Source organism: Pseudomonas brassicacearum, from assembly GCF_003732265.1.
GTDB classification, from domain to species: domain Bacteria; phylum Pseudomonadota; class Gammaproteobacteria; order Pseudomonadales; family Pseudomonadaceae; genus Aquipseudomonas; species Aquipseudomonas brassicacearum_D.
Window position 1 is genome coordinate 144,225 of sequence record NZ_MOBK01000005.1, and the last position, 22,955, is coordinate 167,179.

Below are 22,955 nucleotides of genomic sequence, written 5' to 3' on the forward strand. Positions count from 1 at the left end.
GATTGGGACTGCTGCGCAGTCCAGCGGGAGCAAGCTCCCTCGCCACAAAAGCTCAGCAGTTTCAGACAGTTTTTGCCATCCGGCTGGCAATCAGCGCCCAGCCAAACAACAGCATGCAAACGATGATCAGCGGCCACGAGCGCCATTGCAGGTACGGCGTCAGGTTGTGCATCGGCACCACTTCGCCGTAGAGGATGCCGCGTTCGAATTGCGGGATCTGCGCGGTAATCTGGCCAAACGGGTTGATCAGCCCGGACACGCCATTGTTGGTGGCGCGGATCATCCAGCGGCCCGCCTCCAGCGCGCGCATCTGCGCCATTTGCAGATGTTGCAACGGGCCGATGGAGGTGCCGAACCAGGTGTCGTTGCTGATGGTCAGCAGCAAATCACTGCGCGCCGCAAGGCTGGCGGCGAATTCCGGGTAGACCACTTCGTAGCAGATGAACGGCGCAATCTGATAGCCCTTGGCCTGCAGCATCGGCTGGTCGGCCGGTCCGCGGGCGAAATCGGACATCGGCAGGTCGAAGAATGCGATCAGCCCGCGTAGTACATCCTGCAACGGCACGTATTCGCCGAACGGCACCAGTTTCTGCTTGAGGTAAGTGCCATCGCCTTCACCGACGACCGTAATACCGTTGAAGAAGCGTTTCTCGTGACGCACTTCCTGACGGATCGGCACGCCGGTAATCAGCGCCGAATTACGTTCGGCGGCGAAGTTGCCCATCATGGTCAGGTAGCCCTCGGCGGACGACTTGAGCACCGGCACGGCGGTTTCCGGCCAAATCAGCAGGTCGACGCGTTTGGAACTGAAGCTCATGTCGCGGTACAGCTCCAATTGCGCGTTGAGCTGCGCCGGGTCCCACTTCATGCTTTGTTCAATGTTGCCTTGAATCGCCGCAACGCTGAGCGCTGGGCCCGCCGGACTGGTCCAGGCGTGTTCTTTCAAGGCCAGGCCGGCCACCCATGGGCCGACCAGCAACAACGCGCCCGCAGTAATAAACCCTTTACGCCCGGTGCGCACCAGACGCAACGCGTTGTAGATCAGTGCGGCCGTGAGCGCGAGTGTGAAGGAGATCAGCCACATCCCGCCTAAGGGCGCGAGCCCGGCCAATGGGCCATCAAGCTGGCTGTAACCGGAATAGAGCCACGGGAAGCCGGTGAGGAACCAGCCACGAAACGCTTCCTGGCCGACCCACAATGCTGCAAACGCCAAGGCATCTGCCAGCGGCGCTTCGTTGCGACGGAGCCAGCGCGCCCAAATCCAGGCCGGCAGGGCAAAGAACCAGGCAATCGCTGCGGTGAACGCCAGCATCAGCAAGCCCGCCAGCAACACCGACGCGCCACCGAAGTTGTGAATGCTGTAGTAGATCCAGCTGGTGCCGGCACCGAACAGGCCGAAACCGAAACACCAGCCACGGCCCAAGGCCTGACGTGGGCTCAGTTCGCGTAAACCGGCGTAAAAGAAACCGACCGCCAGCAACGCCAACGGCCAGATATCGAACGGCGCCAGCGCCAGGGTGGTGAGTGCACCGGCCGCCACGGCCAGCAAATTACCGGGCCAGCCGGGGCGGGTTACGCGGAGCATGTCAATCCTTAACGGGCAATGGGCGTCAGGCGCAGCAAGTGAATCCGACGGCTGTCGGCGTTCAGGATGCGGAAGCGATAAGGGCCGATTTCAGTGATTTCGTTGCGTTTCGGCAGGTGCCCGAACGCGCTCATCACCAGGCCGCCGACGGTATCGAACTCATCGTCGGAGAATTCGCTGTCGAAAAACTCGTTGAAGTTTTCGATCGGCGTCAGGGCCTTGATCAGGAAGTCGCCGCTGGGCAGCGGCTTGATGTAGCTGTCTTCCTCAACGTCGTGCTCGTCTTCGATGTCGCCGACGATTTGTTCCAGCACGTCTTCGATGGTCACCAGGCCAGCCACGCCGCCGTATTCGTCAATGACGATGGCCATGTGGTTGTGGTTGGCGCGAAATTCGCGCAGCAGCACATTCAGGCGCTTGGACTCGGGCACGAAAGTGGCCGGGCGCAGCAGGTCCTTGATGTTGAAGCTGTCGCCGTTCTCCTTGAGGATCAACGGCAGCAAGTCCTTGGCCAGCAACACGCCCATCACGTCATCGTGGCTTTCGCCGATCACCGGGTAGCGGGAGTGGGCAGAGTCAACCACGGCGGGCAGGAACTCGCGAGGGGTCTGGGTCGCCTTGATGCTGACCATTTGCGAGCGCGGGACCATGATGTCCCGTACTTGCAGGTCCGCAACCTGGATGGCGCCTTCGACGATGGCCAGCGCTTCGCTGTCCAACAGTTTGTTCTGGTGTGCATCGCGCAGGAGCTCCAGCAGCTCCTGACGGTTTTTCGGCTCGTGGGCAAAAGCCTGGGTGAGCTTACCCAGCCAAGACTTCTGCCCGTTGCTCGATCGATCTTCGCTCATAGCGATTACTCTGAATCCTTTGTTGTAACGATAGGGGATGTTTCGGTTTCGTCGTCCGCATACGGGTCGGGATAGCCCAACTCTGCAAGCAACGTTCGTTCCAGTGCTTCCATTTCTTCGGCTTCGTCGTCATCTATATGGTCGTAACCGAGCAGATGCAAGCAGCCGTGAATCACCAGATGAGCCCAATGGGCCTTCAATGCCTTGCCTTGTTCGGCGGCCTCACGCTCGACCACGGCCACGCAGATCACCAGGTCACCCAGCAGCGGGATATCCAGAAACTCGTCGGGCACGTCGGCGGGGAACGACAGAACGTTAGTGGCGTAATCCTTTTGCCGCCAGGTGTGATTCAGCTCGCGGCCTTCTGCTTCGTCGACCAGGCGAATGGTCATTTCGGAGTCGGCAGTGCGCTGGCGCAGGGCGAGTTCGCACCATTGGCGGAACTCGGCTTCGCTGGGGGCGGACGCTTGTGTAGCCAGTTGCAGATCAAGCTCAAGCATCGCGGCGGTTGTCCTTTGGTGCTTCTTCGGTCACGCGATTTTCGAAGCGCTCGTAGGCTTCGACAATGCGCTGCACCAGTGGATGGCGCACAACGTCCTTGGGCATGAAATGGGTGAAGCTGATGCCCGGCACGTCCTTGAGCACCTCGATCACATGGTGCAGCCCGGATTTGGTGCCTTTCGGCAGGTCGACCTGGGTGATGTCACCGGTGATGACCGCGGTAGAGCCAAAGCCGATGCGGGTCAGGAACATCTTCATTTGCTCGACGGTGGTGTTCTGGCTTTCGTCGAGAATGATGAAGCTGTTGTTCAGCGTACGACCGCGCATGTAAGCCAGCGGTGCCACTTCGATGACCTGGCGTTCGATCAGCTTGGCGACGTGTTCGAAGCCGAGCATTTCGTAGAGCGCGTCATAGAGCGGGCGCAGGTACGGGTCGATCTTCTGCGACAAATCGCCGGGCAGGAAACCGAGTTTCTCGCCGGCTTCAACCGCCGGACGAACCAGCAGGATGCGGCGAATCTGCTCGCGTTCCAGCGCGTCTACCGCGCAGGCCACGGCCAGATACGTCTTGCCGGTACCGGCCGGGCCGATGCCGAAGTTGATGTCATTGCCGAGAATTTCCTTCACATAGCGCAGCTGATTCAAGCCGCGAGGGCGAATCATGCCTTTTTTGGTGCGCAAGGCGACGGAAGGTTCGGAGGGCGACACGTTGTCCAGCTCTTCGACGGCCGATTCCTGCAGGAACAGGTGAACCATGTCCGGCGACAGCTCGGTACCCTTGGTTTCCCGGTACAGACGGCGCAGGAGGTTTTCCGCAGATGTGGTGTGTTTAGGATCGCCGATCAATTCGAACTGGTTTCCGCGGTTGCGGATCTCGATGGTCAGGCGCTGTTCGATCAAGCGCAAATGCTCGTCGAATTGCCCGCACAGATTGGCGAAGCGGCGAGCCTCAAAGGGCTCGAGGATGAAACGATGCGGTTCTATGGGTGCGTTCAAGGTCGTATTTAGCCGCCCTGGGGCAATTAAGATGAAATCAAGGATAACGCCAGTGGGCTGGGTGCGAAAGCTCTTAAATAAGATGCCGGATTTCGGCACTTAATCTGTGGCGAGGGGGCTTGCCCCCGTCCGGCTGCGAAGCAGTCGCAAAATACTTGGGACCGCTTCGCAGTCCAACGGGGCGATGCGGCGTTCCGACAAGCCCTCTCGCCACAAGGCTCGCTCCCACAGGGTTATTCAGTGTTACTGAAGCAGCGTGCCCCGCAGCGAATGCGGTTGTGCGGCGTCGATGTGCACGTCGGCGAACTGGCCAATCAAGGTTGGATTGTCGCAGCGGAAGTTGACGATACGATTATTCTCGGTCCGGCCTTGCAGCTCGCCGGGGTCTTTTTTCGAATAATCGGTCACCAGGATCCGCTGGATCGAACCGACCATTTGTCGGCTGATTTCGAAACCTTGCTGGTTCAGACGATGTTGCAGGGCGTTCAGGCGCTCTTTCTTCAACGCTTCCGGTGTCTCATCGGCCAGGTCGGCCGCCGGGGTGCCCGGACGCTGGCTGTAGACGAACGAGTAGGAGAAGTCGAAACCGACGTCCTCGATCAACTTCATGGTCTGTTCGAAGTCTTTCTCGGTTTCACCCGGGAAACCGACGATGAAGTCCGAACTGATGCAAATGCCCGGCACGGCGGCCCGCAGCTTGCGCAGTTTGGATTTGTATTCCAGCGCGGTGTGGTTGCGCTTCATCGCTGAGAGAATCCGGTCCGAACCCGACTGCACCGGCAAGTGCAGGTGCTTGACCAGTTCCGGCACATCGGCGTGGGCCTGGATCAGGCTGTCGGAGAATTCCAGCGGGTGCGACGTGGTGTAGCGAATCCGGTCGATGCCATCGACGGCGGCCACGACACGAATCAGCTCGGCCAGATCGGCGAGGCGACCGTCATGCGTGGTACCGCGATAACCGTTGACGTTCTGACCCAGCAGGGTCACTTCGCGCACGCCGTTTTCGGCCAGGTGGATGATCTCGGCAATCACGTCGTCGAACGGGCGGCTGACTTCTTCACCGCGGGTGTACGGCACCACGCAGAAGGTGCAGTACTTGCTGCAGCCTTCCATCACCGACACATACGCGCTCGGGCCGTCGATACGCGGCTCGGGCAAATGGTCGAACTTTTCGATTTCAGGGAACGAGACGTCGACTTGCGGCAGCTTGGTGGCGCGGGCGGCGTCGATCATTTCCGGCAGGCGGTGCAGGGTCTGCGGGCCGAAGACCACGTCGACATACGGTGCGCGATCGCGAATGGCAGCGCCTTCCTGACTGGCCACGCAACCGCCGACGGCGATTACCATGTCCGGGTTGGCGAGTTTCAGTTCACGCCAGCGGCCGAGCTGGGAATACACCCGGTCCTGGGCGCGTTCGCGAATGGAGCAGGTGTTGAGCAGGATCACGTCGGCATCTTCAGCGCGAGCGGTGACTTCCAGGGCCTGGTGTTCGCCCAGCAAGTCGACCATGCGCGAGCTGTCGTACTCGTTCATCTGGCAACCGTGGGTTTCGATGTAAAGCTTCTTGGCCATGGACAGAGTCATCACGTGATTCAAAGAACCGCGCATTATAGGGAACATGTCCCAAGGTTCCTACCGCTGTGCGTCCGGTGGCTATGCTATAGTTCGCGCCCTCATTTTTATCCCAAATGTGTTGCTCGCCCACCATGACCAAACGTGAAGCTCCAATCTACAAGGTGATTTTCCTCAACCAGGGCCAGGTGTACGAAATGTATGCCAAGCAGATCTATCAAAGTGATCTGTGGGGCTTTCTGGAAGTGGAAGAGTTCGTCTTTGGCGAGCGCACGCAAGTGGTCGTCGATCCGAGCGAAGAGAAGCTCAAGGCTCAGTTCGAAGGCGTGGTGCGCAGTTTTGTGCCGATGCATTCGATTGTGCGCATCGACGAGGTAGAGCGACTGGGCACGCCGAAAATCAGCGAAGCCCGTGGCGCGGTCGGCAATGTCATGCCGTTTCCGATGCCGATGCCTGAAAAGTAAGCCTCTGTGGCGAGGGGGCTTGTCGGAACGCCGCATCGCCCCGTTGGGCTGCGAAGCGGCCCTTAATACTTCAATTAACTCTTACTGACTCACCGCGCTGACCTACTTGCGGCTGCTTCGCAACCGAACGGGGGCAAGCCCCCTCGCCACAGGGGGCCGAGTTGGATTCAGGGCAATGGTGCAAACGGCGTTCGCCCATCCGCACTCTGCAACTCCATCAGGTATTTACGAAAGATTTGCCCCAGCACCTGAGTCGCCACTTCCAGCTCTTCGCGCGGCATTTTCTCGGTGACTTCGTCGGCGGTGTCCAGTGCATCTTCAGCGCCGTTGACCGCAGCCATTTTCAGCAGAATGTAAGCCTGAACGTTATTGGCCTGAACGCCTTCGCCTCGAAAGAACATGGTACCCAGCTTGAATTGCGCCTGGGCGTGGCCTTGCAGCGAGGCTTTTTCGAAATAGCTGAGGGCTTGATTGAGGTCGCGAGGCGCGTTTTTGCCTTCGTAGTAGAACTCACCCAACTCGTATTGCGCTTGCGCATCCCCTTCATCCGACGCTTTCTGGCAGGCGGCGAGCGCTTGCGTCAGGTCTTGCGGCTGAGTATTGAGGGTGCAGCGACCCATCGCTGGGATTAACAACGAGTTGCCGCCTGCTTGTGCGTGCGCGAGCAGGGGCTGAAGGAGCAACAGGCAGCCCAGTGCAAGGGCGCGGCCGGTGCGGTTCATGGGAATCGACTTACCTCTGAAGGGCGCGCGGACCCATCGAGGGGATCCAATAAGCGCGCATTATGAAATAAGCAGGGCCAACCTTACAAAGTCTTTACTCGTTTTTCTGCTGCGCGGGGAATATATCGCCCAATTTGCGGGAGATTCTTGGCAGAAGCGTAGGAATAACGGTGTGAATGTAGGTAAAAGCTGACGCTGGCAGTCGCCAACGTCAGCGGCACTGCGATTATTTCAATGCAGCGAATGCACGTTCAGCGGCGTCCAGCGTCAGTTTCAACTCGGCTTCGCCATGGGCGATCGAGGTGAAGCCGGCTTCGAAAGCACTCGGCGCTAGGTACACGCCACCTTCAAGCATCAGATGGAAGAAGCGGCCGAACAGCGCCGCGTCGCTGGCCATTACGTCATCGAAGGTCACGATGTCGTCGGCGCCACTGAAGTACAGGCCGAACATGCCGCCCGCCTGCGTGGTCACGAACGGAATACCCGCCGCATCGGCGCGTTGTTGCAGGCCATCGAGCAGGCGACTGGTGTAATCGCTCAGCTCGGCATGGAAGCCCGGACGGCTGATCAGGCGCAGGGTGGTCAGGCCGGCGGCCATGGCCAGCGGGTTACCCGACAACGTGCCAGCCTGGTACACCGGGCCCAGCGGCGCGATGTGCGACATGATTTCGCGTTTGCCGCCGAAGCAGCCGACCGGCATGCCGCCGCCGATGATCTTGCCAAAGGTGCTCAGGTCCGGCGTCACGCCGAAGTGCGCTTGTGCACCGCCGAGGGCGACGCGGAAACCGGTCATCACTTCGTCGAAAATCAGCACCACACCGTGCTTGTCGCACAGGGTCCGCAGGCCTTCGAGGAAACCCGGCGCCGGCGGTACGCAGTTCATGTTGCCAGCCACGGGTTCGACGATGATGCACGCCACGTCCTGGCCGACTTCGGCGAGCATGGTTTCCACCGCGTCGATGTCGTTGAACGGCAAGGTCAGAGTGTGTTTGGCGAAGTCCGCCGGCACGCCGGCCGAGCTCGGTACGCCTTGGGTCAGTGCGCCGGACCCGGCCTTGACCAGCAGGCTGTCAGAGTGACCGTGGTAGCAGCCTTCGAACTTGATGATGCTGTCGCGGCCAGTGAAACCACGGGCCAGACGAATCGCGCTCATGGTCGCTTCGGTGCCGGAGCTGACCATGCGCACCATTTCCATCGACGGCACGATCGAGCAGACCAGGTCCGCCATCTCGGTTTCCATCGCGGTCGGGGCACCGTAGGACAAACCGTGTTCCAGTTGTTTACGCACCGCGTCCAGTACGTCCGGATGGCTGTGGCCGAGGATCATCGGGCCCCAGGAACCGACGTAATCCACATAACGCTTGTCGTCTTCGTCGGTGACGTAGGCGCCTTCAGCGTGTTTGAAAAACAGCGGGGTGCCGCCGACGCTTTTGAACGCGCGCACTGGCGAGTTCACGCCACCGGGAATGTGTTTCTGGGCATTGGCAAACAGGGTTTCGGAACGAGACATGGTCGGGCTCTCAAATCAGACTTTAAGTAATTCGTTAAAGGCGCGGGCGCGGCGTGTCACTTCAGCCGGGCTCTCGGCGCCAAACAGACCGTGGACAACCGCCAGCAGGTCAACCCCATGGGCTACCAGTGGCGAGGCGTTTTCCAGGGTGATGCCACCAATCGCGCAGATCGGCAGGTGCAGTGTGCTGCGGGCCTGGTCAAGCAGTTCGAGGCTGCAAGTCGGTGCGCCGGGTTTGGTGTTGGAATTGAAGAAACGGCCGAAGGCGACGTAGCTGGCGCCTTCCTTTGCAGCCTGTTCGGCGAGTTCGAGCTGCGCGTGACAGGTCGATCCGATGATAGCCTTGGGGCCGAGCAGTGCGCGGGTAGGAGACAGCGGACCATCGGTTTGGCCCAGGTGCACGCCGACGTTCAGGCGCGCAGCGAGCTCGGCATCGTCGTTGATGATCAGCTGAGTCTTGTAGCGTTCACACAGGTCACGCAGTGCCTCGGCCTCACGCAGGCGCCGGGCCTCGTCGCTGCTCTTGTCGCGGTATTGCAGCAAGGTGACGCCGCCTTCCAGCGCCGCCTCCACGTACGAAAGAAATTTACCGGCCAATAACTGGCTATCGGTAATGGCGTACAGGCCACGTAGTTTCATCGGACAAGCCTCGGCGCTTTACGCATCAAAAGTTACGAACAGAAATCCAGCGGCAGACGGCGCGGCACGAATTGGCCTTTGCCCAGCTGCTCCGCATCGCGCAGGGTTCGCCATGTGTAGTTAAGCGCGGTCTGTACGGCGCTGGTGAGGTTTTCACCCTGGGCCAGACGACCGGCCAAGGCACTGGCCAGTGTGCAGCCGGAACCGTGATAGCTGCCGGGCAAGCGCTGGCAGGTAAAGGTTTCGCGGCGACCGTCGCGGCTGTAGAGGCGGTTGTGGATTTCGTGTTCGTCGCCATGGCCGCCGGTGATCAGCAGATGTTTGACGAACGGCAGCAGTTTTTCGGCGCATTCGTCGGCCGTGCCTTCTGGCAGTTCGGCGAGGATGCGCGCTTCGGGAAGGTTAGGGGTGGCAATGATGGACAGGGGCAGCAGGCGTTCGCGCATGGCGTAGCCGACTTCATCCTTGCCCAGTCGTCCGCCACCGCCGGCGCGCAGCACCGGGTCGCAGACCACCGGCAAATGCGGGTGCGCCGAGAGCAGTTCGACAACGGTGTCGACCATCTCCAGGGAACCGAGCATGCCCAGTTTGACCGCGGCGATGTCGGAGTCGTTGAGCACGGCATTGGCCTGGGCCAACACCCACTCACGGTCGAGGACGCGAAAGTCAGTAACGTTGACCGTGTCTTGCACGGTCAGGGCGGTGACGGCCGGGGCCGCATGACAACCCTGGGCGAGCAGGGCTTCGATATCTGCCTGCAAGCCGGCGCCACCACTTGGGTCGTGGCCGGAGAGACAGAGGACAACGGGGCGAGAGCTGTAGATATTCATGGTGCGCGAGCTTACCACCAGTCGACCAGCGAGTCATGAGACGGACCCTGTAGCCGCTGGCGAAGCCTGCGTCCGGTTGCTACAGGAATGAGTAAAACGGCCGATGCATTGATACAACCTGACCAATCAAGCTGTTTTTGCGCAAAATTTGTCGCTGGAACGCCCGTACTAGAGCCTCTACAGTAAAATTTTCAATGGTGTTCAATGGCCATCAACGGCTATGCTAGAGTGGATCCAAACCAATAACAGGTAATGCCGGTTTTACGTCTACTCAAAGGGAATGAGGGGCTTCCTGAGATAACCGGACAGGCCACGCTGGGGCTTAAATGCGCTATTTGCTGATGTTGCTGCTTTGCTTGCCCCTCATGGCGAGCGCCGTCGAGTTCGACGAATTCACCCAGAGCCTTCCCCTGGGACGAGTCATGCAAGTGTACGAAGACGCGGGTGGTCAGGCGACCATCGCTGATGTTCGTGCACAGGCTGCGGCCGGAAACTTCAAGCCCCACGACAAAGCCACGCTCAATGCCGGATACTCGCGTTCGGTGTTCTGGCTGAAAATCGATCTGCATTACCGCCCGACCAACCCCGCTGCGCAACGCACCTGGTTGCTCGAATTGGCCTATCCGCCCCTCGATCACCTTGATCTGTACTTGCCCGATGCTACCGGCAACTACCAATTGGTGCGGCAGACCGGCGATGCCCTGCCGTTCGCCACTCGCGAGATCCGCCAGAACAATTACCTGTTCGATTTGAATTTCACCCCTGACCAGGCGCAAACCGTCTACTTGCGCCTGCAAAGTGAAGGCTCGATTCAGGCGCCGGTCACCTTGTGGTCGAGCACCGCGTTCCTCGAAGAACAACCGGTGCGTCTCTATGTGCTGGGACTGATCTACGGCGTGTTGCTGGGGATGCTGGTCTACAACCTGTTCATCTACCTTAGCGTGCGTGACACCAGCTACCTCTATTACATCTTCTACATTGCCTCGTTCGGCCTGTATCAGCTGTCGGTCAACGGCGCGGCCGTGGAGTATTTCTGGCCGAACAATCCCTGGTGGGCCAACGCGGCAACGCCGTTTTTCATCGGCTGTGCCGGGCTGTTCGGCAGCCAGTTCGCCCGCAGCTTCTTGCAGACCGGGTCTTACGGGCGCTGGCTCGATCGCTTGCTGCTGGCGTTGATTGCATTCAGCGCGGTGGTGATCGGGCTGTCACTGATGGCCAGTTACGCCCTGGCCTTGCGCCTGGCCACGGCGTTGGCCTTGACCTTCACCGTGGTGATTTTCGCCGCCGGGCTGTGCGCCTGGCTTCGCGGCCTGCGGGTGGCGCGTTACTTCATCATTGCCTGGTCGGCGTTTTTGCTCGGCGGCATCGTCAACACGCTGATGGTCCTGGGTTACCTGCCCAACGTGTTCCTGACCATGTATTCGAGCCAGATCGGCTCGGCGATCGAAGTCGCCTTGCTGTCGCTGGCCTTGGCCGACCGCATCAACGCCATGCGCGAGCAGCAGGCGCAAACGCTGTTGGATGCCGGGCAAAAGCTTGAAGTGCTGAACCAGCAACTGGCCCACAGTAACAAGCTCAAGGACGAATTCCTCGCCACCCTGACCCACGAACTGCGCACCCCCATGAACGGTGTGATCGGTTCTTTGGAGTTGATGCAGACCGTCGAGATGGACCCTGAACTGGAGCAATACCAGCAGACCGCCGCCGGTTCCGCGCGGGACATGATGCGCATGGTCAACGGCATCCTGACCCTGACCGAGTTGCAGGCCGGCAAGCTCAAGGCCACCCCGGCGACATTCAGTTTGCGCGGTGTGGTCGATGCCTTGCGGGCGCAGTTCGAGGGCAATGCCTCGAGCAAGTCGCTGGACTTCAAAGTCGACGTCACGTCGGGGCTGCCGGACCGCTTGCATGGCGACAGCACCAAACTGACGCAGTGCCTGGAATGCCTGCTGGACAATGCGATCAAGTTCACCCGGGTCGGCGGTCTCGCGCTGCGGGTGACCGGCAAACCGGTGGAAAACGGTCGGCTGTCGTTGTCGTTTGCGGTGATCGACACCGGCATCGGCTTCACCGATCTGGGGGAGGCGACGATGTATCAGCGTTTCTTCCAGCTCGACGGTTCGATGACGCGCGAATACGGCGGCCTGGGCGTGGGCCTGGCGATTTGTCGGCAACTGGTCGAATTGCTCGGTGGGCGCCTGACACACCGGTCGGAGCCGGGCAGTGGCAGCCGGTTCCAGCTGGATGTCGACTTTGAAGTGCCCGTGGTAGAACGCCCGCCCGTGCCGTTGATGAGCGGTGATCCTGCACGTTTGCGCTTGCCTCAGGATTGCAGCGTGTTGCTGGTCGACGATAACAGCGTCAACCAATTGGTGATGCGCGGCATGTTGCTCAAGCTCGGGTTTCGGGTGCGTTCCGCGGATAACGGCGTGGCCGCGCTCGATCAGTTGCAGCGTGAAACCTTTGACGCGGTGTTGCTCGACTGCCAGCTGCCGCCTCTGGATGGCCTCTCTCTGTGCTGCCAGATCCGCGATTTGCCGGGTTGCGCCGAATTGCCGGTGTTTGTGGTCGCACTCAGCGTCGATCGTGAACGCTGCCCGACCGGCGACATGATCGATTACCTGAACAAACCGGTAAAATTCGAAGACTTGCAGGCCGCACTGTATCGACGGGTGTTGTGCCCAAGACACGGCGAAAGCGCCGACAGTTAGGCGGATATGCCACTTTGTTCAGCCTCGGGGCAGTGCTTAACTGAATCCCTTGGCTGACCCAAAGGAGCCCCGTCATGAACCTGCATCAGTTCGCCGAAACCCACGAAGTCACCAACCAGCCACCGTCGCTGGACGGCACCAACCTCTACCGCATCGACCTGCCTCTGCAGGAGTGGTCGCGGCGGTTCGGGGCCGGTTGGGCCGAGTCTCGGATCGACGCCTATGGCGCACTGGCCGGCGGGCCGCTGATGGAGGCCGGGTTCCTGGCCAATCAGAACAAACCGGTATTCGTCAGCCATGACCGTTATGGCCATCGCATCGATCTGGTGGAATTCCACCCGGCCTATCACCAATTGATGCGCACCGCCGTCGAGCACGGGCTGACGTCGTTGCCGTGGGCGCATCCGCAGTCCGGTGCGCATGTGGCTCGCGCGTCCATGAGTTATCTGCACAGCCAGGCCGAAGCCGGCAGCGGTTGCCCGTTGACCATGACCTTCGCCAGCGTCCCGGCGATGCGCCTGCAACCGGACCTGGCCGAGCAGTGGCTGCCGAAAATCCTCTCTACCGAATACGACCCGCGCAATGTCGGCATGGCGCACAAGGCTGGTGTGACCATTGGCATGGCCATGACCGAGAAGCAGGGCGGCACCGATGTGCGCGCCAACACCACCAAGGCCTATCCGGTCGGCGCCAGCGGCCCGGGCCAGGCTTACGAACTGGTGGGTCACAAGTGGTTCTGCTCGGCACCGATGTGCGATGCCTTCCTGACCCTGGCGCAGACCGACAAGGGTTTGACCTGTTTCCTCCTGCCGCGCCATCGCCCCGACGACACGCGTAATCAGTTCTACATCCAGCGCCTGAAAAACAAACTCGGCAACTGTTCCAACGCCTCCAGTGAAGTGGAGTTCCGTGGGGCATTGGCGTGGATGATCGGCGAAGAAGGGCGGGGCGTGCCGACCATCATCGAGATGGTCGCCATGACCCGCTTCGATTGCATGGTCGGTTCCAGCGCGCTGATGCGTCAGGCCCTGACCCAGGCCAGCCATCACTGCGCGCACCGCAGCGTCGGCGGCAAGCTGCTCAGCGAACAGCCGTTGATGCAAAACGTACTCGCCGATCTTGCGCTGGAAAGCGAAGCCGCCCTCGCGTTGAGCCTGCGCATGGGCAAGGCGCTGGATCATCTGGACGACAGCCATGAAGCGAAATTTGCCCGTCTGGTGACGGCGGTGGGCAAATACTGGATCTGCAAACGAGCGCCCGCGATGATCAACGAAGCCGCCGAATGCATGGGCGGCGCCGGGTATGTCGAAGAAAGCATTCTGCCGCGCCTGTATCGGGAGGCGCCGGTCAATTCGACGTGGGAAGGTTCCGGCAACGTGCAGTGCCTGGATGTGTTGCGCGCCTTGTCGAAGGAGCCGGGTGTGCTGGATGTGTTGTTCAGCGAACTGGGTGATGGTCATGGTGACAAACGCCTGGCCGTGCACATCAGTCAGTTGCAGGCGGCGTTCAAGGACACCAGCGACATTCAATACCGCGCGCGGCAATTGACCGAAGACATCGCGTTGGGGCTTCAGGCCAAGCTGTTGCTGGAGGCGGGTAACTCTGCTGTCAGCGATGCGTTCATCGCCAGCCGCCTCGGTTCGGCGGGGCGGGTGTATGGCGCGTTGCCGCGTGGGCTGGAGGTAGAGGCGATTGTCACCCGGTCCACCCCGCAAGGTTTTTGACCACGGTGGCATGAACCACACAGAACCCCTGTGGGAGCGGGCTTGCTCGCGAAAGCGATTTAACATTCAGCATGGATGTCGGCTGATAGTCCGCTTTCGCGAGCAAGCCCGCTCCCACATTGGATCAGTGGTGTGCTCAGGAACTGTGATTGAGCATGCCACTGTTCCCGTGAAGCGACGATGCAGGCAAGATGAAGGTCTGCAAGTCAGAACACAGGATGCTGATCGTGACCGAAGCTTTTATTGTCGTTCAAACCGCCGAGCAAGCCGTGGACCGGCTTGCGCTCTTGCACAATCGTGCAACCACCGCGCTGAACCAGGCGCTCAAGCGTTACCTCAAGGATCGTGTCGAGCCGGACGCCGAACAGCGTGCGATGTTTCGTTATCCTGAACTGCGTCTGACCTATCACTGCCAGGGCGAAGTCCCGCAGACCACGCGTGCCTACGCCAAGGTTCAGCTGCCGGGGACCTACAGCGTCACCGTCACCCATCCCGCCGCTTTCCGTAAATACCTGCTGGAACAGCTCGTGCCATTGATGCACGACTTCACCGTGACCGTCGAAGTCGGCGTCAGCCAGCAGAACATTCCTTATCCGTACGTGGTCGAGCAGGGCGATGAACTGGCCGGCTCCGGCGTGACCGCTGCCGTGCTGGCGCGGGTGTTCCCGAGTACCGATTTGTCGGCCGCCACCGATGGCATCGCCGATGGCTTGTACGATTGGGAAAACACCGACCCGCTGCCGCTGGCGCTGTTCGACGCCGCGCGGGTGGACTTTTCCCTGCGTCGACTGGTGCATTACACCGGCAGTGACTGGCGTCATGTGCAGCCGTGGATCCTGTTGACCAACTACCACCGCTACGTTGACCAGTTCATCGTCCATGGCCTGGAGCAACTGCGCAGCGACCCGCGTTTCGTGCGCATGGTCTTGCCGGGCAACGTCATCATCGAAAAAAGCATGGACCACGGCGAAGCTTCGGCCATTGCCGCGGGTGTGGTCTGGCACCGTTATCAGATGCCGGCCTATCACCTGATCGCCAGCGATGGCCACGGCGTGACGCTGGTGAACATCGGCGTCGGCCCGTCCAACGCCAAGAACATCACCGACCACTTGGCCGTGCTGCGTCCGCATTGCTGGCTAATGATCGGCCACTGCGGCGGCCTGCGTCAGTCGCAGACCATTGGCGACTACGTGCTGGCGCACGCATACATGCGCCGCGACGGGATTCTCGACCGGGTCGTGCCGCCGAACATTCCGATTCCGGCGCTGGCTGAAGTGCAGATGGCGTTGCAGCAAGCGGCGGCCAACATCACCGGCGAAAAAGGCGACGAGCTGAAAAAACGCCTGCGCACCGGTACGGTACTGACGTATGACGACCGTAACTGGGAACTGCGTTGGGCGCAGGAGCGTCCGTTGATCAACCTGTCCCGCGCGGTAGCCGTGGACATGGAAAGCGGCACCATCGCCGCTCAGGGCTATCGTTTGCGGGTGCCTTACGGCACGTTGCTATGTGTTTCGGACAAGCCGTTGCACAGCGAAATCAAGCTGCCGGGCTCGGCCAACGCCTTCTATGAGCGCGCGGTCAGCCAGCACTTGAAGATCGGCATCGAGGCGGTGGACCTGTTGCGCACCGAACTCAACTCGCTGCACTCGCGCAAACTGCGCAGCTTCGACGAGCCGCCGTTCCGCTAACGGTTGTCATGGTCATTTGGCGGTCAGGGCACTAGCATTAGCAGCCCTGACCGTTAGATGTTTTTTCCCCATGCCTCGTCCACCACGTCCCGTTTCTCGCCGCCCTGGCGCGAAGCCTGCGTTATCCCCCTCAGCCCCGCGCCGTGTCGCCAAAGCGCCGCCGGCCGAACCGAAGCTGATCCTGTTCAACAAACCGTTCGACGTGCTGACCCAATTCAGTGACGGCGAAGGGCGGGCGACGCTCAAGGATTACATCGAGATTCCCGGAATCTACCCGGCAGGACGGCTGGACCGCGACAGCGAAGGCTTGCTGCTGCTGACCAACGATGGCCAGCTTCAGGCGCGGATCGCCGACCCGAAACACAAACTGGCCAAGACCTATTGGGTGCAGGTGGAAGGCGAGCCGAGTGCCGAACAATTGCAGCGTTTGCGTGATGGCGTTGAACTGAACGACGGCATGACGCTGCCGGCTGAGGCGCGGCAGCTTGAAGAACCGCAGCTGTGGCCACGCAATCCGCCGGTACGCTTTCGCAAAAGCGTACCGACGAGTTGGCTGGAATTGGTGATTCGCGAGGGGCGAAACCGTCAGGTGCGGCGCATGACGGCGGCGGTCGGCTTGCCGACGTTGCGGCTGGTGCGGGTCAGAATCGGCGACTGGACGATCGAAGGGCTCGATCAGGGCCAGTGGAAGGAAGTGCCGGCGCGTTTATAACGTGCCGGATTCGATCAGGCCGATCACCACGCTTTTGATCACGAACGCGGCCACGCCCAGACCCAGCACAAAGAACAGAATCATCGAGCCAAAGCGCCCGGCCTTGGACTTCTTCGCCAGATCCCAGACGATGAAACCCATGAAAATGATCAGGATGCTGACAAGGCCAGTCATCATCCACTCTTCAAATACTGCAGGATCCATCGAACATCTCCAGCGCAGGCGCGGCTAAAAGGGCGCGGCGAGTATACGCCACGGGGGATTGGCGAAGTATTGACCTGCGTCGGTGTGTCGCAGTCATTCGTCGCCTGTGCCGGCCCCTTCGCGAGCAAGCCCGCTCCCACACTGAATCCTCTGTGAACACAGCATTTGTGATCGCCAGAAGTTAAATGTGGGAGCGGGCTTGCTCGCGAAGGCGGTTTCAGCTGCGCAAATGAGTTAACGGCAGCTCAGTGCTATTGAGCACCTGATTCAACACAAAGCTCGACCGCACACTCGTCACCCCTTCAATCCGGGTCAGGTGCCCCAGCAGCAATTTCTGATAGTGATCCATATCGGGCACCACCACCTTCAACTGATAATCCGCATCCATCCCCGTCACCAGGCTGCATTCCAGCACCTGCGGCAAGGTACGAATCGCCGCTTCAAAGTTCTCGAACCGCTCGGGGGTGTGTCGGTCCATGCCGATCAGCACGTAGGCGGTCAGGCTCAAGCCGAGCATTTTTCGATCGAGCAGGGCGACCTGACGGGTGATGTAGCCGTCATCTTCCAGTTGCTTGACCCGGCGCGAGCATGGCGAGGGCGACAGGCCAATGCGTTCGGCCAGTTCCTGGTTGGAGATGCGCGCGTCACGCTGCAATTCCGCCAAAATGCTCAAGTCGTATCGGTCGAGTTTGCTCATCAATCAGGCCTTTGTCGTAACTATTGCGGAGGATTATCTATCCAGGGTTAAAAATTGCGCAAGTGATGTTTATTTGAGCAATCTTCGCAATCCTCTGCCGGTGCCCCAGGCCTATTCTTATCACCAGAATCACTGCTCGGACAAACAGTCCGCAGCGACTCGCCCAATCAGGCCAGTCGCGGCCGCCACCCCCACCGGGGATGTGCCGGCCCCCGAGCTGCACACTGTCCAGAAGACGGCGTGAGGTGAGCCGACGTCATAAGCGTCGAGCACGGACGAAGTTCTCAAAGGGAGGCCGACGGGTCTCCCTTTTCTTTTGCCCGCGATTTCTGTTCTGCCCTCAATAAATAAGTTTCGCGACTGATAACCTGTTGCAGAACCGGCCTGTGCTTTTCCAGTCTTACGTACAGGCCCTAACCCGCAGTGAGGAAAAGCATGAAGTCGCGCATCTGGCGTTTGGCCGGTGTTGGTTTGCTGTGTGTTGGTGTCGCTGCGCAATCGCTGGCCGATGATCAGCAAAACCGTGGAAACGATGGCGGACAGCATGGGCCGGATGGCCATCAGGGCAACGGTCAGGGGCATGGCAACAATCAGCAACGCCCGCCAAACGATCAGCAGAATAATCAGCCGCGTGCGCAGAACAACGAGATCATTCGTGGCGAAAACAGCCGCCAGTTCGAACGCGACGGTCATCAAAACAATGGCCAGAACCAAAACAACGGTCAATGGCAGAACCAGAACCAGCCACGGCCGCAGCACGACTACAACAACCCGGTTCGCTCGCCGCCACCACCTCCGCAATTACCCGCCAACGACCTGCCGATCCAGGGCCGGCCCGATACCGTGCGCCAGACCCAGCAACCGCAGCGTGGTTACTATCAGGACAATCCGCGCAACAACGGATACAACCAGCAGTGGCAAACCGGCGGCATGGGCGCACGGCCCAATGATCATTACTGGGCCGGTCGCCCGAATGGGCACGGCAACGGTTGGGGACCCGGTCCGCAGTATCGGCCCGGTCAGGTGATCGATCGCTTCCCGGATCGCGATTACCGCGTGCCTTACGGCGGTCGGGATTATTTCTATTCCGGCGGCTACTGGTATCGCCCGCAAGGTCCGCGTTACGTGGTGGTGCAGCCGCCGCGCGGGATTCGTGTCAATTACTTGCCTGATTACGCCCGTGAAGTGTGGATTGGCGGGGCATTGCTGTTCCTCGCTGCCGGTTCGTATTACGCCTATCAAGAGAACACTCAGGATTACGTCGTGGTCGAACCGCCGGGGCAACCGCTGCCGCAATCGTCCAGCAACGGCTATGACGTCGAGGCGTACCCGGCCAACGGGCAGTCCCCTGAACAGGTCAGTCAGGACGGTTACGAGTGCTACCAATACGCGGTGCAGCAGAGCGGTTTTGATCCACGCGCCGACACGTACCAACCCGACCCTTCGGTAGTGCAAGCCTACCGACAGGCCCAGGGCAACTGCCTGGGCAGTCGCGGTTATCAGGTCAAGTTTTGAGCCTTGGCGGCTTTCACCACTTCCTGCGGGTCGGCGTGCACCAGCACTTCGGCTCGCGGGTAAGCGGCGTGGATGGCATCGGCGGCTTGATCGCTGATGCCATGGGCGACTGACAGCGTCAAATCCCCCGGCAATTCCAGGTGCAGTTGCACGAACCACTGGTTTCCGGAAATCCGCGTGCGCAAATCATGCGCCCCCAGAACACCCGGCACGCTGCACGCCAGTTCCAGCATGTGCTGACTGACATCCGGCGGCAATTCTTCATCCATCAACACCGTGAAGCTTTCCCGGGCGATCTGAATTGCGCTCCAGAGAATGTACGCGGCAATTCCCAGACCGAACCACGGGTCGACCTGATGCCAGCCAAACCCGGCCAGCACCAGCGCCACCAGAATGCTGCCATTGAGCAGCAGGTCCGAGCGGTAATGCAGCGAGTCTGCGCGTACCGCATTGGAGCCGGTGGCCTTGACCACGCGATGTTGCAAGATCAGCAACGCCAGCGTCAGCACCAGGGAAAACACAATCACCCCGATGCTGATCCACGGCGCGCCGACCGGTTCCGGGTGTTGCAGCCGCTCAATCGCCTGCATGGTAATCAACACCGCACTGCCGCCAATGAACAACGCCTGCGCCATACCCGCCAGCGACTCGGCCTTGCCATGCCCATAACGATGGTCGTCATCGGCCGGGCGCAAGGCGTAATGCACCGCCAGCAAGTTGAGCAGCGACGTGACGCCGTCGAGCGCCGAATCGGTCAACCCGGCGAGCATGCTCACCGAGCCGCTCAACCACCAGGCGATGGCCTTGGCGACGATCAGCGTACACGCCACCGCCACCGAGGCACGGGTCGCCAGCCGCAGCAGGCGGGCGTGTTCGGAGCTGGAAGTCATAGGGGCAGCTTTTCCTTTGGGTGCACCGATTACGCGGCAGGTTGCAGGCCGAGCAGGGCCAGTTGCTGGGTGCTGCCTTTGTGCTGGATCAGGCGTGGGTCGTCCAGCGGGAAGCTGCGGCCCAGTTCAGTTTCGAGAATAGTCTGCAACTTGTGGTTATCGACCTTGCCGTCGACGCCGATCGCTTCCTTGAGTTTTTCCGGATCGACCTGAGCAGTCTTGCCTGGCTCGAAGTAAATCGCGCCGGTAGCGAAGTCGACCGCAAACGCGATCAGGCCCGGGATGATGTAGAACAACAGGCCCACGGCATCCAGCGCGGCGATGGCCGGGTCGATCTTGCCGTCGATTTGCCCACGGCGATCGGGGTAGAAAATCGAGCCGCAAGCGGTCACCTGGGTCAGAAGGGTTGCAACCAACACACCGCCAATCAGGCGAAAGGGAACACGCATATGAAATCTCCTGAGTCATCTGGAAAACGAAGCGTAGCCGTTATGAATTAGGACCGTGATAAACGCCGGGCAGTTCGCCGTTATACTCGCCGCTCTGTTTGGGAGCCAGCATGATTTCTTTGCCGATTGATGAAGTTTTACCCGCGCTGCGTGAAGCCTTGGCGACACGCCACGAAGCCGTGCTCGAAGCACCACCCGGCGCCGGTAAGACCACCCGTGTTCCATTGGCCCTGCTCAACGAGGCCTGGCTGGCCGGGCAGACCATTCTGATGCTTGAACCGCGCCGGTTGGCAGCGCGGGCGGCGGCGGAGCGGCTGGCCAGTGAACTGGGTGAGAAGGTGGGCGAAACGGTCGGCTATCGCATTCGTCTCGACAGCAAAGTCGGGCCCAAGACCCGTATTGAAGTGGTCACCGAAGGCATCCTTACCCGCCGTTTGCAGGACGACCCGGCGCTGGAAGGCGTTGGCCTCCTGATCTTCGATGAATTCCACGAGCGCAGCCTCGACGCCGACCTGGCGTTGGCCCTGAGCCTGAATGGCCGGGAGCTGTTTCGCGACGATCAACCGCTGAAAATTCTGCTGATGTCGGCAACCCTGGAAGGCGAACGCCTGGCCGGGTTGCTCGACGATGCGCCAATCCTGCGCAGCGAAGGCCGCATGTACCCCGTGGCGATGCGCTGGGGTCGGCCGTTCCAGCCCGGTGAATTCATCGAACCGCGTCTGGTGCAGACCATCCTCGAAGCCTTGAACGATGAAACCGGCAGCATCCTGGTATTCCTGCCGGGACAAGCGGAAATCCGTCGTGTGCATCAGCAACTGGCCGATGCGTTGGGCGATAGCCCGCAGGTGCTGCTGTGCCCGCTGCACGGTGAGCTGGACCTGAATGCCCAGCGCGCGGCGATTGATCCGGCGCCGGCCGGCAAGCGCAAAGTGGTGCTGGCGACCAACATCGCCGAGACCAGCCTGACCATCGACGGTGTGCGCGTGGTGATCGATGCCGGGTTGGCGCGGGTGCCACGTTTCGACCCCGGCAGCGGCATGACTCGCCTCGACACCCAACGAATCTCCAAGGCCAGCGCCACGCAGCGCGCGGGCCGGGCAGGGCGTTTGGAACCGGGCGTGTGTTATCGCTTGTGGTCGCAGGATCAGCACGAGCAACTGGCGGCCTACGCCAGTGCCGAAATTCTCTCGGCGGACCTCGCCGGCCTGGCGTTGCAACTCGGTCGCTGGGGCGTGATGCCGGGTCAGCTGGTTTGGCTGGATGTGCCTCCGGCCGCCGCTTATGCCCAGGCTCAGGACTTGCTGGATCGATTGGGCGCATTGGACGGTGAAACGCTAACCCGTCACGGTCAGGCCATGGCCGAACTGCCGGCGCATCCGCGTATTGCGCATTTGTTGTTGCGCGGCCAGGCGCTCGGCTTGGCTGACATGGCCTGCGATGTCGCGGCGTTGCTCGGTGAACGGGATATCTTGCGCGGCGCTGGCGCCGATCTGCACAGCCGATTGGTCTTGTTGTCCGGCGAAGAACGCGCCGCGCGCGGTGCTCAGGGTGGCGTTCAACGGGCCCGACAACTGGCGCGACAGTATCGCGGTTATCTGCGCGGCAAAGCCTCAGAGCCGGTCAGCGATCCGGATCACCCACGCTGGCTCGGCGCACTGCTGGCGTTGGCCTATCCCGATCGCGTTGCCCAGCAGCGTCGAGCCGGAGGCGCGGAATATCGCTTGGCCAACGGCCGCGCCGCGTTGTTCGCCGAGGCTGACAGCCTGATGAAGCAGGCGTGGCTGGTGATCGCCGATCTCGGCAGTCGTCAGGGCCAGCGGGAGGAACGGATTTATCTGGCGGCGGACTTCGATCCGGCGCTGTTCGACTCGGTGCTCGCCGAGCAAGTGCGCATCGTCGATCAACTGGATTGGGACGAGCGCGAAGGCGTGTTGCGAGCCGAGCGTCAGCGCAAGGTGGGTGAACTGATCCTCAGTCGCGAACCCTTGACCGGTCTCGATGAAACTGCGCGCAGCCAGGCCTTGGTCAATCTGGTCAGGCGTAAAGGTCTGGAGCTGTTGCCGTGGACACCGGAGCTGCGTCAGTGGCAGGCACGGGTGGCTTTGTTGCGTCAGTTGGATATGGCCGGGAAGGGCGAAAGTGAGTGGCCGGATGTCAGCGATGCCACGCTGCTGAAAAGCCTTGAGCATTGGCTGATGCCGTACCTGGGCAAAGTCTCGCGGCTCAGTCACTTCGCCAATCTGGACCTGTCGAGCATCGTCCATAACCTGCTGCCGTGGCCGTTGCCGCAACGGCTCGATGAGCTGGCGCCGCATCATTTGAGCGTGCCGTCTGGGTCATCGATTCGACTGGATTACAGCGAGCAACCGCCGATTCTGGCGGTGCGTTTGCAGGAACTGTTTGGCCTCGCCGAGACCCCGCGCATTGCCGGTGGCCGGCAAGTGGTCAAGCTGCATTTGCTGTCCCCGGCGCGGCGGCCGGTGCAGGTGACCCAGGACCTGGCGAACTTCTGGCGTAGCACCTACGCCGAGGTGAAGAAGGATTTGAAGGGGCGGTATCCGAAGCATTACTGGCCGGATGATCCATTGGTGGCCGAAGCGACTGCGCGGATCAAACCCCGCAAGTGACCCCGAGACTAAACACCAATCCTGTGGTGAAGCGATTATCTGTGGCGAGGGGGCTTGTCGGAACGCCG

Annotated in this window: 20 protein-coding genes; 7 read left to right on the plus strand and 13 right to left on the minus strand. The window is 60.9% G+C overall.

Going from position 1 to position 22,955, the window contains the following annotated elements; translation table 11 throughout:
* Positions 1-61 precede the first annotated feature (61 nt).
* From lnt to miaB, 5 genes are all read right to left on the minus strand, one after another.
* The gene (lnt, locus tag BK660_RS11765; RefSeq protein ID WP_123433435.1) at positions 62-1,585 is read right to left on the minus strand and encodes an apolipoprotein N-acyltransferase; all 1,524 of its coding nucleotides are present in this window, start codon (positions 1,583-1,585) and stop codon (positions 62-64) included.
* An 8-nt stretch (positions 1,586-1,593) separates the two neighbouring features.
* Positions 1,594-2,433 carry an HlyC/CorC family transporter gene (locus BK660_RS11770; RefSeq protein ID WP_027924283.1) on the minus strand — a complete coding sequence of 280 codons (840 nt, stop codon included), beginning with the start codon at positions 2,431-2,433 and terminating at the stop codon, positions 1,594-1,596.
* Between the two features lie 5 nt (positions 2,434-2,438).
* Positions 2,439-2,933, minus strand: a complete 495-nt coding sequence (gene ybeY / locus BK660_RS11775; protein WP_123433436.1) for an rRNA maturation RNase YbeY — start codon at positions 2,931-2,933, stop codon at positions 2,439-2,441.
* Positions 2,926-3,930 carry a PhoH family protein gene (locus BK660_RS11780; RefSeq protein WP_123433437.1) on the minus strand — a complete coding sequence of 335 codons (1,005 nt, stop codon included), beginning with the start codon at positions 3,928-3,930 and terminating at the stop codon, positions 2,926-2,928. The genes ybeY and BK660_RS11780 overlap by 8 nt, the downstream gene beginning before the upstream one ends.
* 243 nt (positions 3,931-4,173) lie before the next feature.
* Positions 4,174-5,502 carry a tRNA (N6-isopentenyl adenosine(37)-C2)-methylthiotransferase MiaB gene (gene miaB, locus BK660_RS11785; RefSeq protein ID WP_185045065.1) on the minus strand — a complete coding sequence of 443 codons (1,329 nt, stop codon included), beginning with the start codon at positions 5,500-5,502 and terminating at the stop codon, positions 4,174-4,176.
* A gap of 134 nt (positions 5,503-5,636) precedes the next feature.
* Here miaB and BK660_RS11790 point away from each other — a divergent pair, with 134 nt between their 5' ends.
* Complete coding sequence (locus BK660_RS11790) at positions 5,637-5,966, plus strand: DUF1820 family protein (RefSeq protein ID WP_007894425.1); 330 nt, start codon at positions 5,637-5,639, stop codon at positions 5,964-5,966.
* A 167-nt stretch (positions 5,967-6,133) separates the two neighbouring features.
* On the opposite strand, the gene BK660_RS11795 is transcribed toward BK660_RS11790, so the two are convergent.
* The 4 genes from BK660_RS11795 to BK660_RS11810 form a co-directional block, all read right to left on the minus strand.
* Complete coding sequence (locus BK660_RS11795; RefSeq protein WP_123433439.1) at positions 6,134-6,688, minus strand: tetratricopeptide repeat protein; 555 nt, start codon at positions 6,686-6,688, stop codon at positions 6,134-6,136.
* A 226-nt stretch (positions 6,689-6,914) separates the two neighbouring features.
* On the minus strand, positions 6,915-8,198 hold the full coding sequence (hemL, locus tag BK660_RS11800) for a glutamate-1-semialdehyde 2,1-aminomutase (RefSeq protein WP_123433440.1): 1,284 nt from the start codon (positions 8,196-8,198) through the stop codon (positions 6,915-6,917).
* Positions 8,199-8,213: 15 nt separating this feature from the next.
* Positions 8,214-8,837, minus strand: coding sequence for a thiamine phosphate synthase (gene thiE, locus BK660_RS11805; protein ID WP_123433441.1), 624 nt, complete (start codon positions 8,835-8,837; stop codon positions 8,214-8,216).
* 32 nt (positions 8,838-8,869) lie between these two features.
* On the minus strand, positions 8,870-9,667 hold the full coding sequence (locus BK660_RS11810; protein ID WP_123433442.1) for a hydroxymethylpyrimidine/phosphomethylpyrimidine kinase: 798 nt from the start codon (positions 9,665-9,667) through the stop codon (positions 8,870-8,872).
* 326 nt (positions 9,668-9,993) lie between these two features.
* Here BK660_RS11810 and BK660_RS11815 point away from each other — a divergent pair, with 326 nt between their 5' ends.
* The 4 genes from BK660_RS11815 (at position 9,994) to BK660_RS11830 (ending at position 16,505) form a co-directional block, all read left to right on the plus strand.
* Positions 9,994-12,378, plus strand: coding sequence for a hybrid sensor histidine kinase/response regulator (locus BK660_RS11815; protein WP_123433443.1), 2,385 nt, complete (start codon positions 9,994-9,996; stop codon positions 12,376-12,378).
* A 74-nt stretch (positions 12,379-12,452) separates the two neighbouring features.
* Entirely contained in the window at positions 12,453-14,102 is a 1,650-nt protein-coding gene (locus BK660_RS11820) for an acyl-CoA dehydrogenase family protein (RefSeq protein WP_123433444.1), read from the plus strand.
* A 191-nt stretch (positions 14,103-14,293) separates the two neighbouring features.
* Positions 14,294-15,793 (plus strand): AMP nucleosidase, encoded by a 1,500-nt coding sequence (amn, locus tag BK660_RS11825; protein WP_185045067.1) that lies wholly within the window; start codon positions 14,294-14,296, stop codon positions 15,791-15,793.
* 70 nt (positions 15,794-15,863) lie between these two features.
* Complete coding sequence (locus BK660_RS11830; protein ID WP_123433445.1) at positions 15,864-16,505, plus strand: pseudouridine synthase; 642 nt, start codon at positions 15,864-15,866, stop codon at positions 16,503-16,505.
* Here BK660_RS11830 and BK660_RS11835 read toward each other — a convergent pair.
* Both BK660_RS11835 and BK660_RS11840 read right to left on the minus strand, forming a co-directional pair.
* The gene (locus BK660_RS11835) at positions 16,500-16,709 is read right to left on the minus strand and encodes a DUF2788 domain-containing protein (RefSeq protein ID WP_027924271.1); all 210 of its coding nucleotides are present in this window, start codon (positions 16,707-16,709) and stop codon (positions 16,500-16,502) included. The genes BK660_RS11830 and BK660_RS11835 overlap by 6 nt on opposite strands.
* Positions 16,710-16,926: 217 nt before the next feature.
* A complete protein-coding gene (locus BK660_RS11840) occupies positions 16,927-17,406 on the minus strand; it encodes an Lrp/AsnC family transcriptional regulator (RefSeq protein WP_007894448.1) in 480 nt (159 codons plus the stop codon).
* Positions 17,407-17,841: 435 nt separating this feature from the next.
* Between BK660_RS11840 and BK660_RS11845 the strand changes: the two genes are divergently transcribed.
* Positions 17,842-18,921, plus strand: coding sequence for a DUF6515 family protein (locus BK660_RS11845; RefSeq protein WP_123433446.1), 1,080 nt, complete (start codon positions 17,842-17,844; stop codon positions 18,919-18,921).
* Here the strand turns inward: BK660_RS11845 and BK660_RS11850 are convergent.
* On the minus strand, positions 18,906-19,811 hold the full coding sequence (locus tag BK660_RS11850) for a cation diffusion facilitator family transporter (RefSeq protein ID WP_123433447.1): 906 nt from the start codon (positions 19,809-19,811) through the stop codon (positions 18,906-18,908). The two genes, BK660_RS11845 and BK660_RS11850, sit on opposite strands and share 16 nt — an antisense overlap.
* 29 nt (positions 19,812-19,840) lie before the next feature.
* Positions 19,841-20,260, minus strand: a complete 420-nt coding sequence (locus BK660_RS11855; RefSeq protein ID WP_123433448.1) for a polyribonucleotide nucleotidyltransferase — start codon at positions 20,258-20,260, stop codon at positions 19,841-19,843.
* Positions 20,261-20,370: 110 nt separating this feature from the next.
* Here BK660_RS11855 and hrpB point away from each other — a divergent pair, with 110 nt between their 5' ends.
* Complete coding sequence (gene hrpB, locus BK660_RS11860) at positions 20,371-22,887, plus strand: ATP-dependent helicase HrpB (protein ID WP_123433449.1); 2,517 nt, start codon at positions 20,371-20,373, stop codon at positions 22,885-22,887.
* Positions 22,888-22,955: the final 68 nt, after the last annotated feature.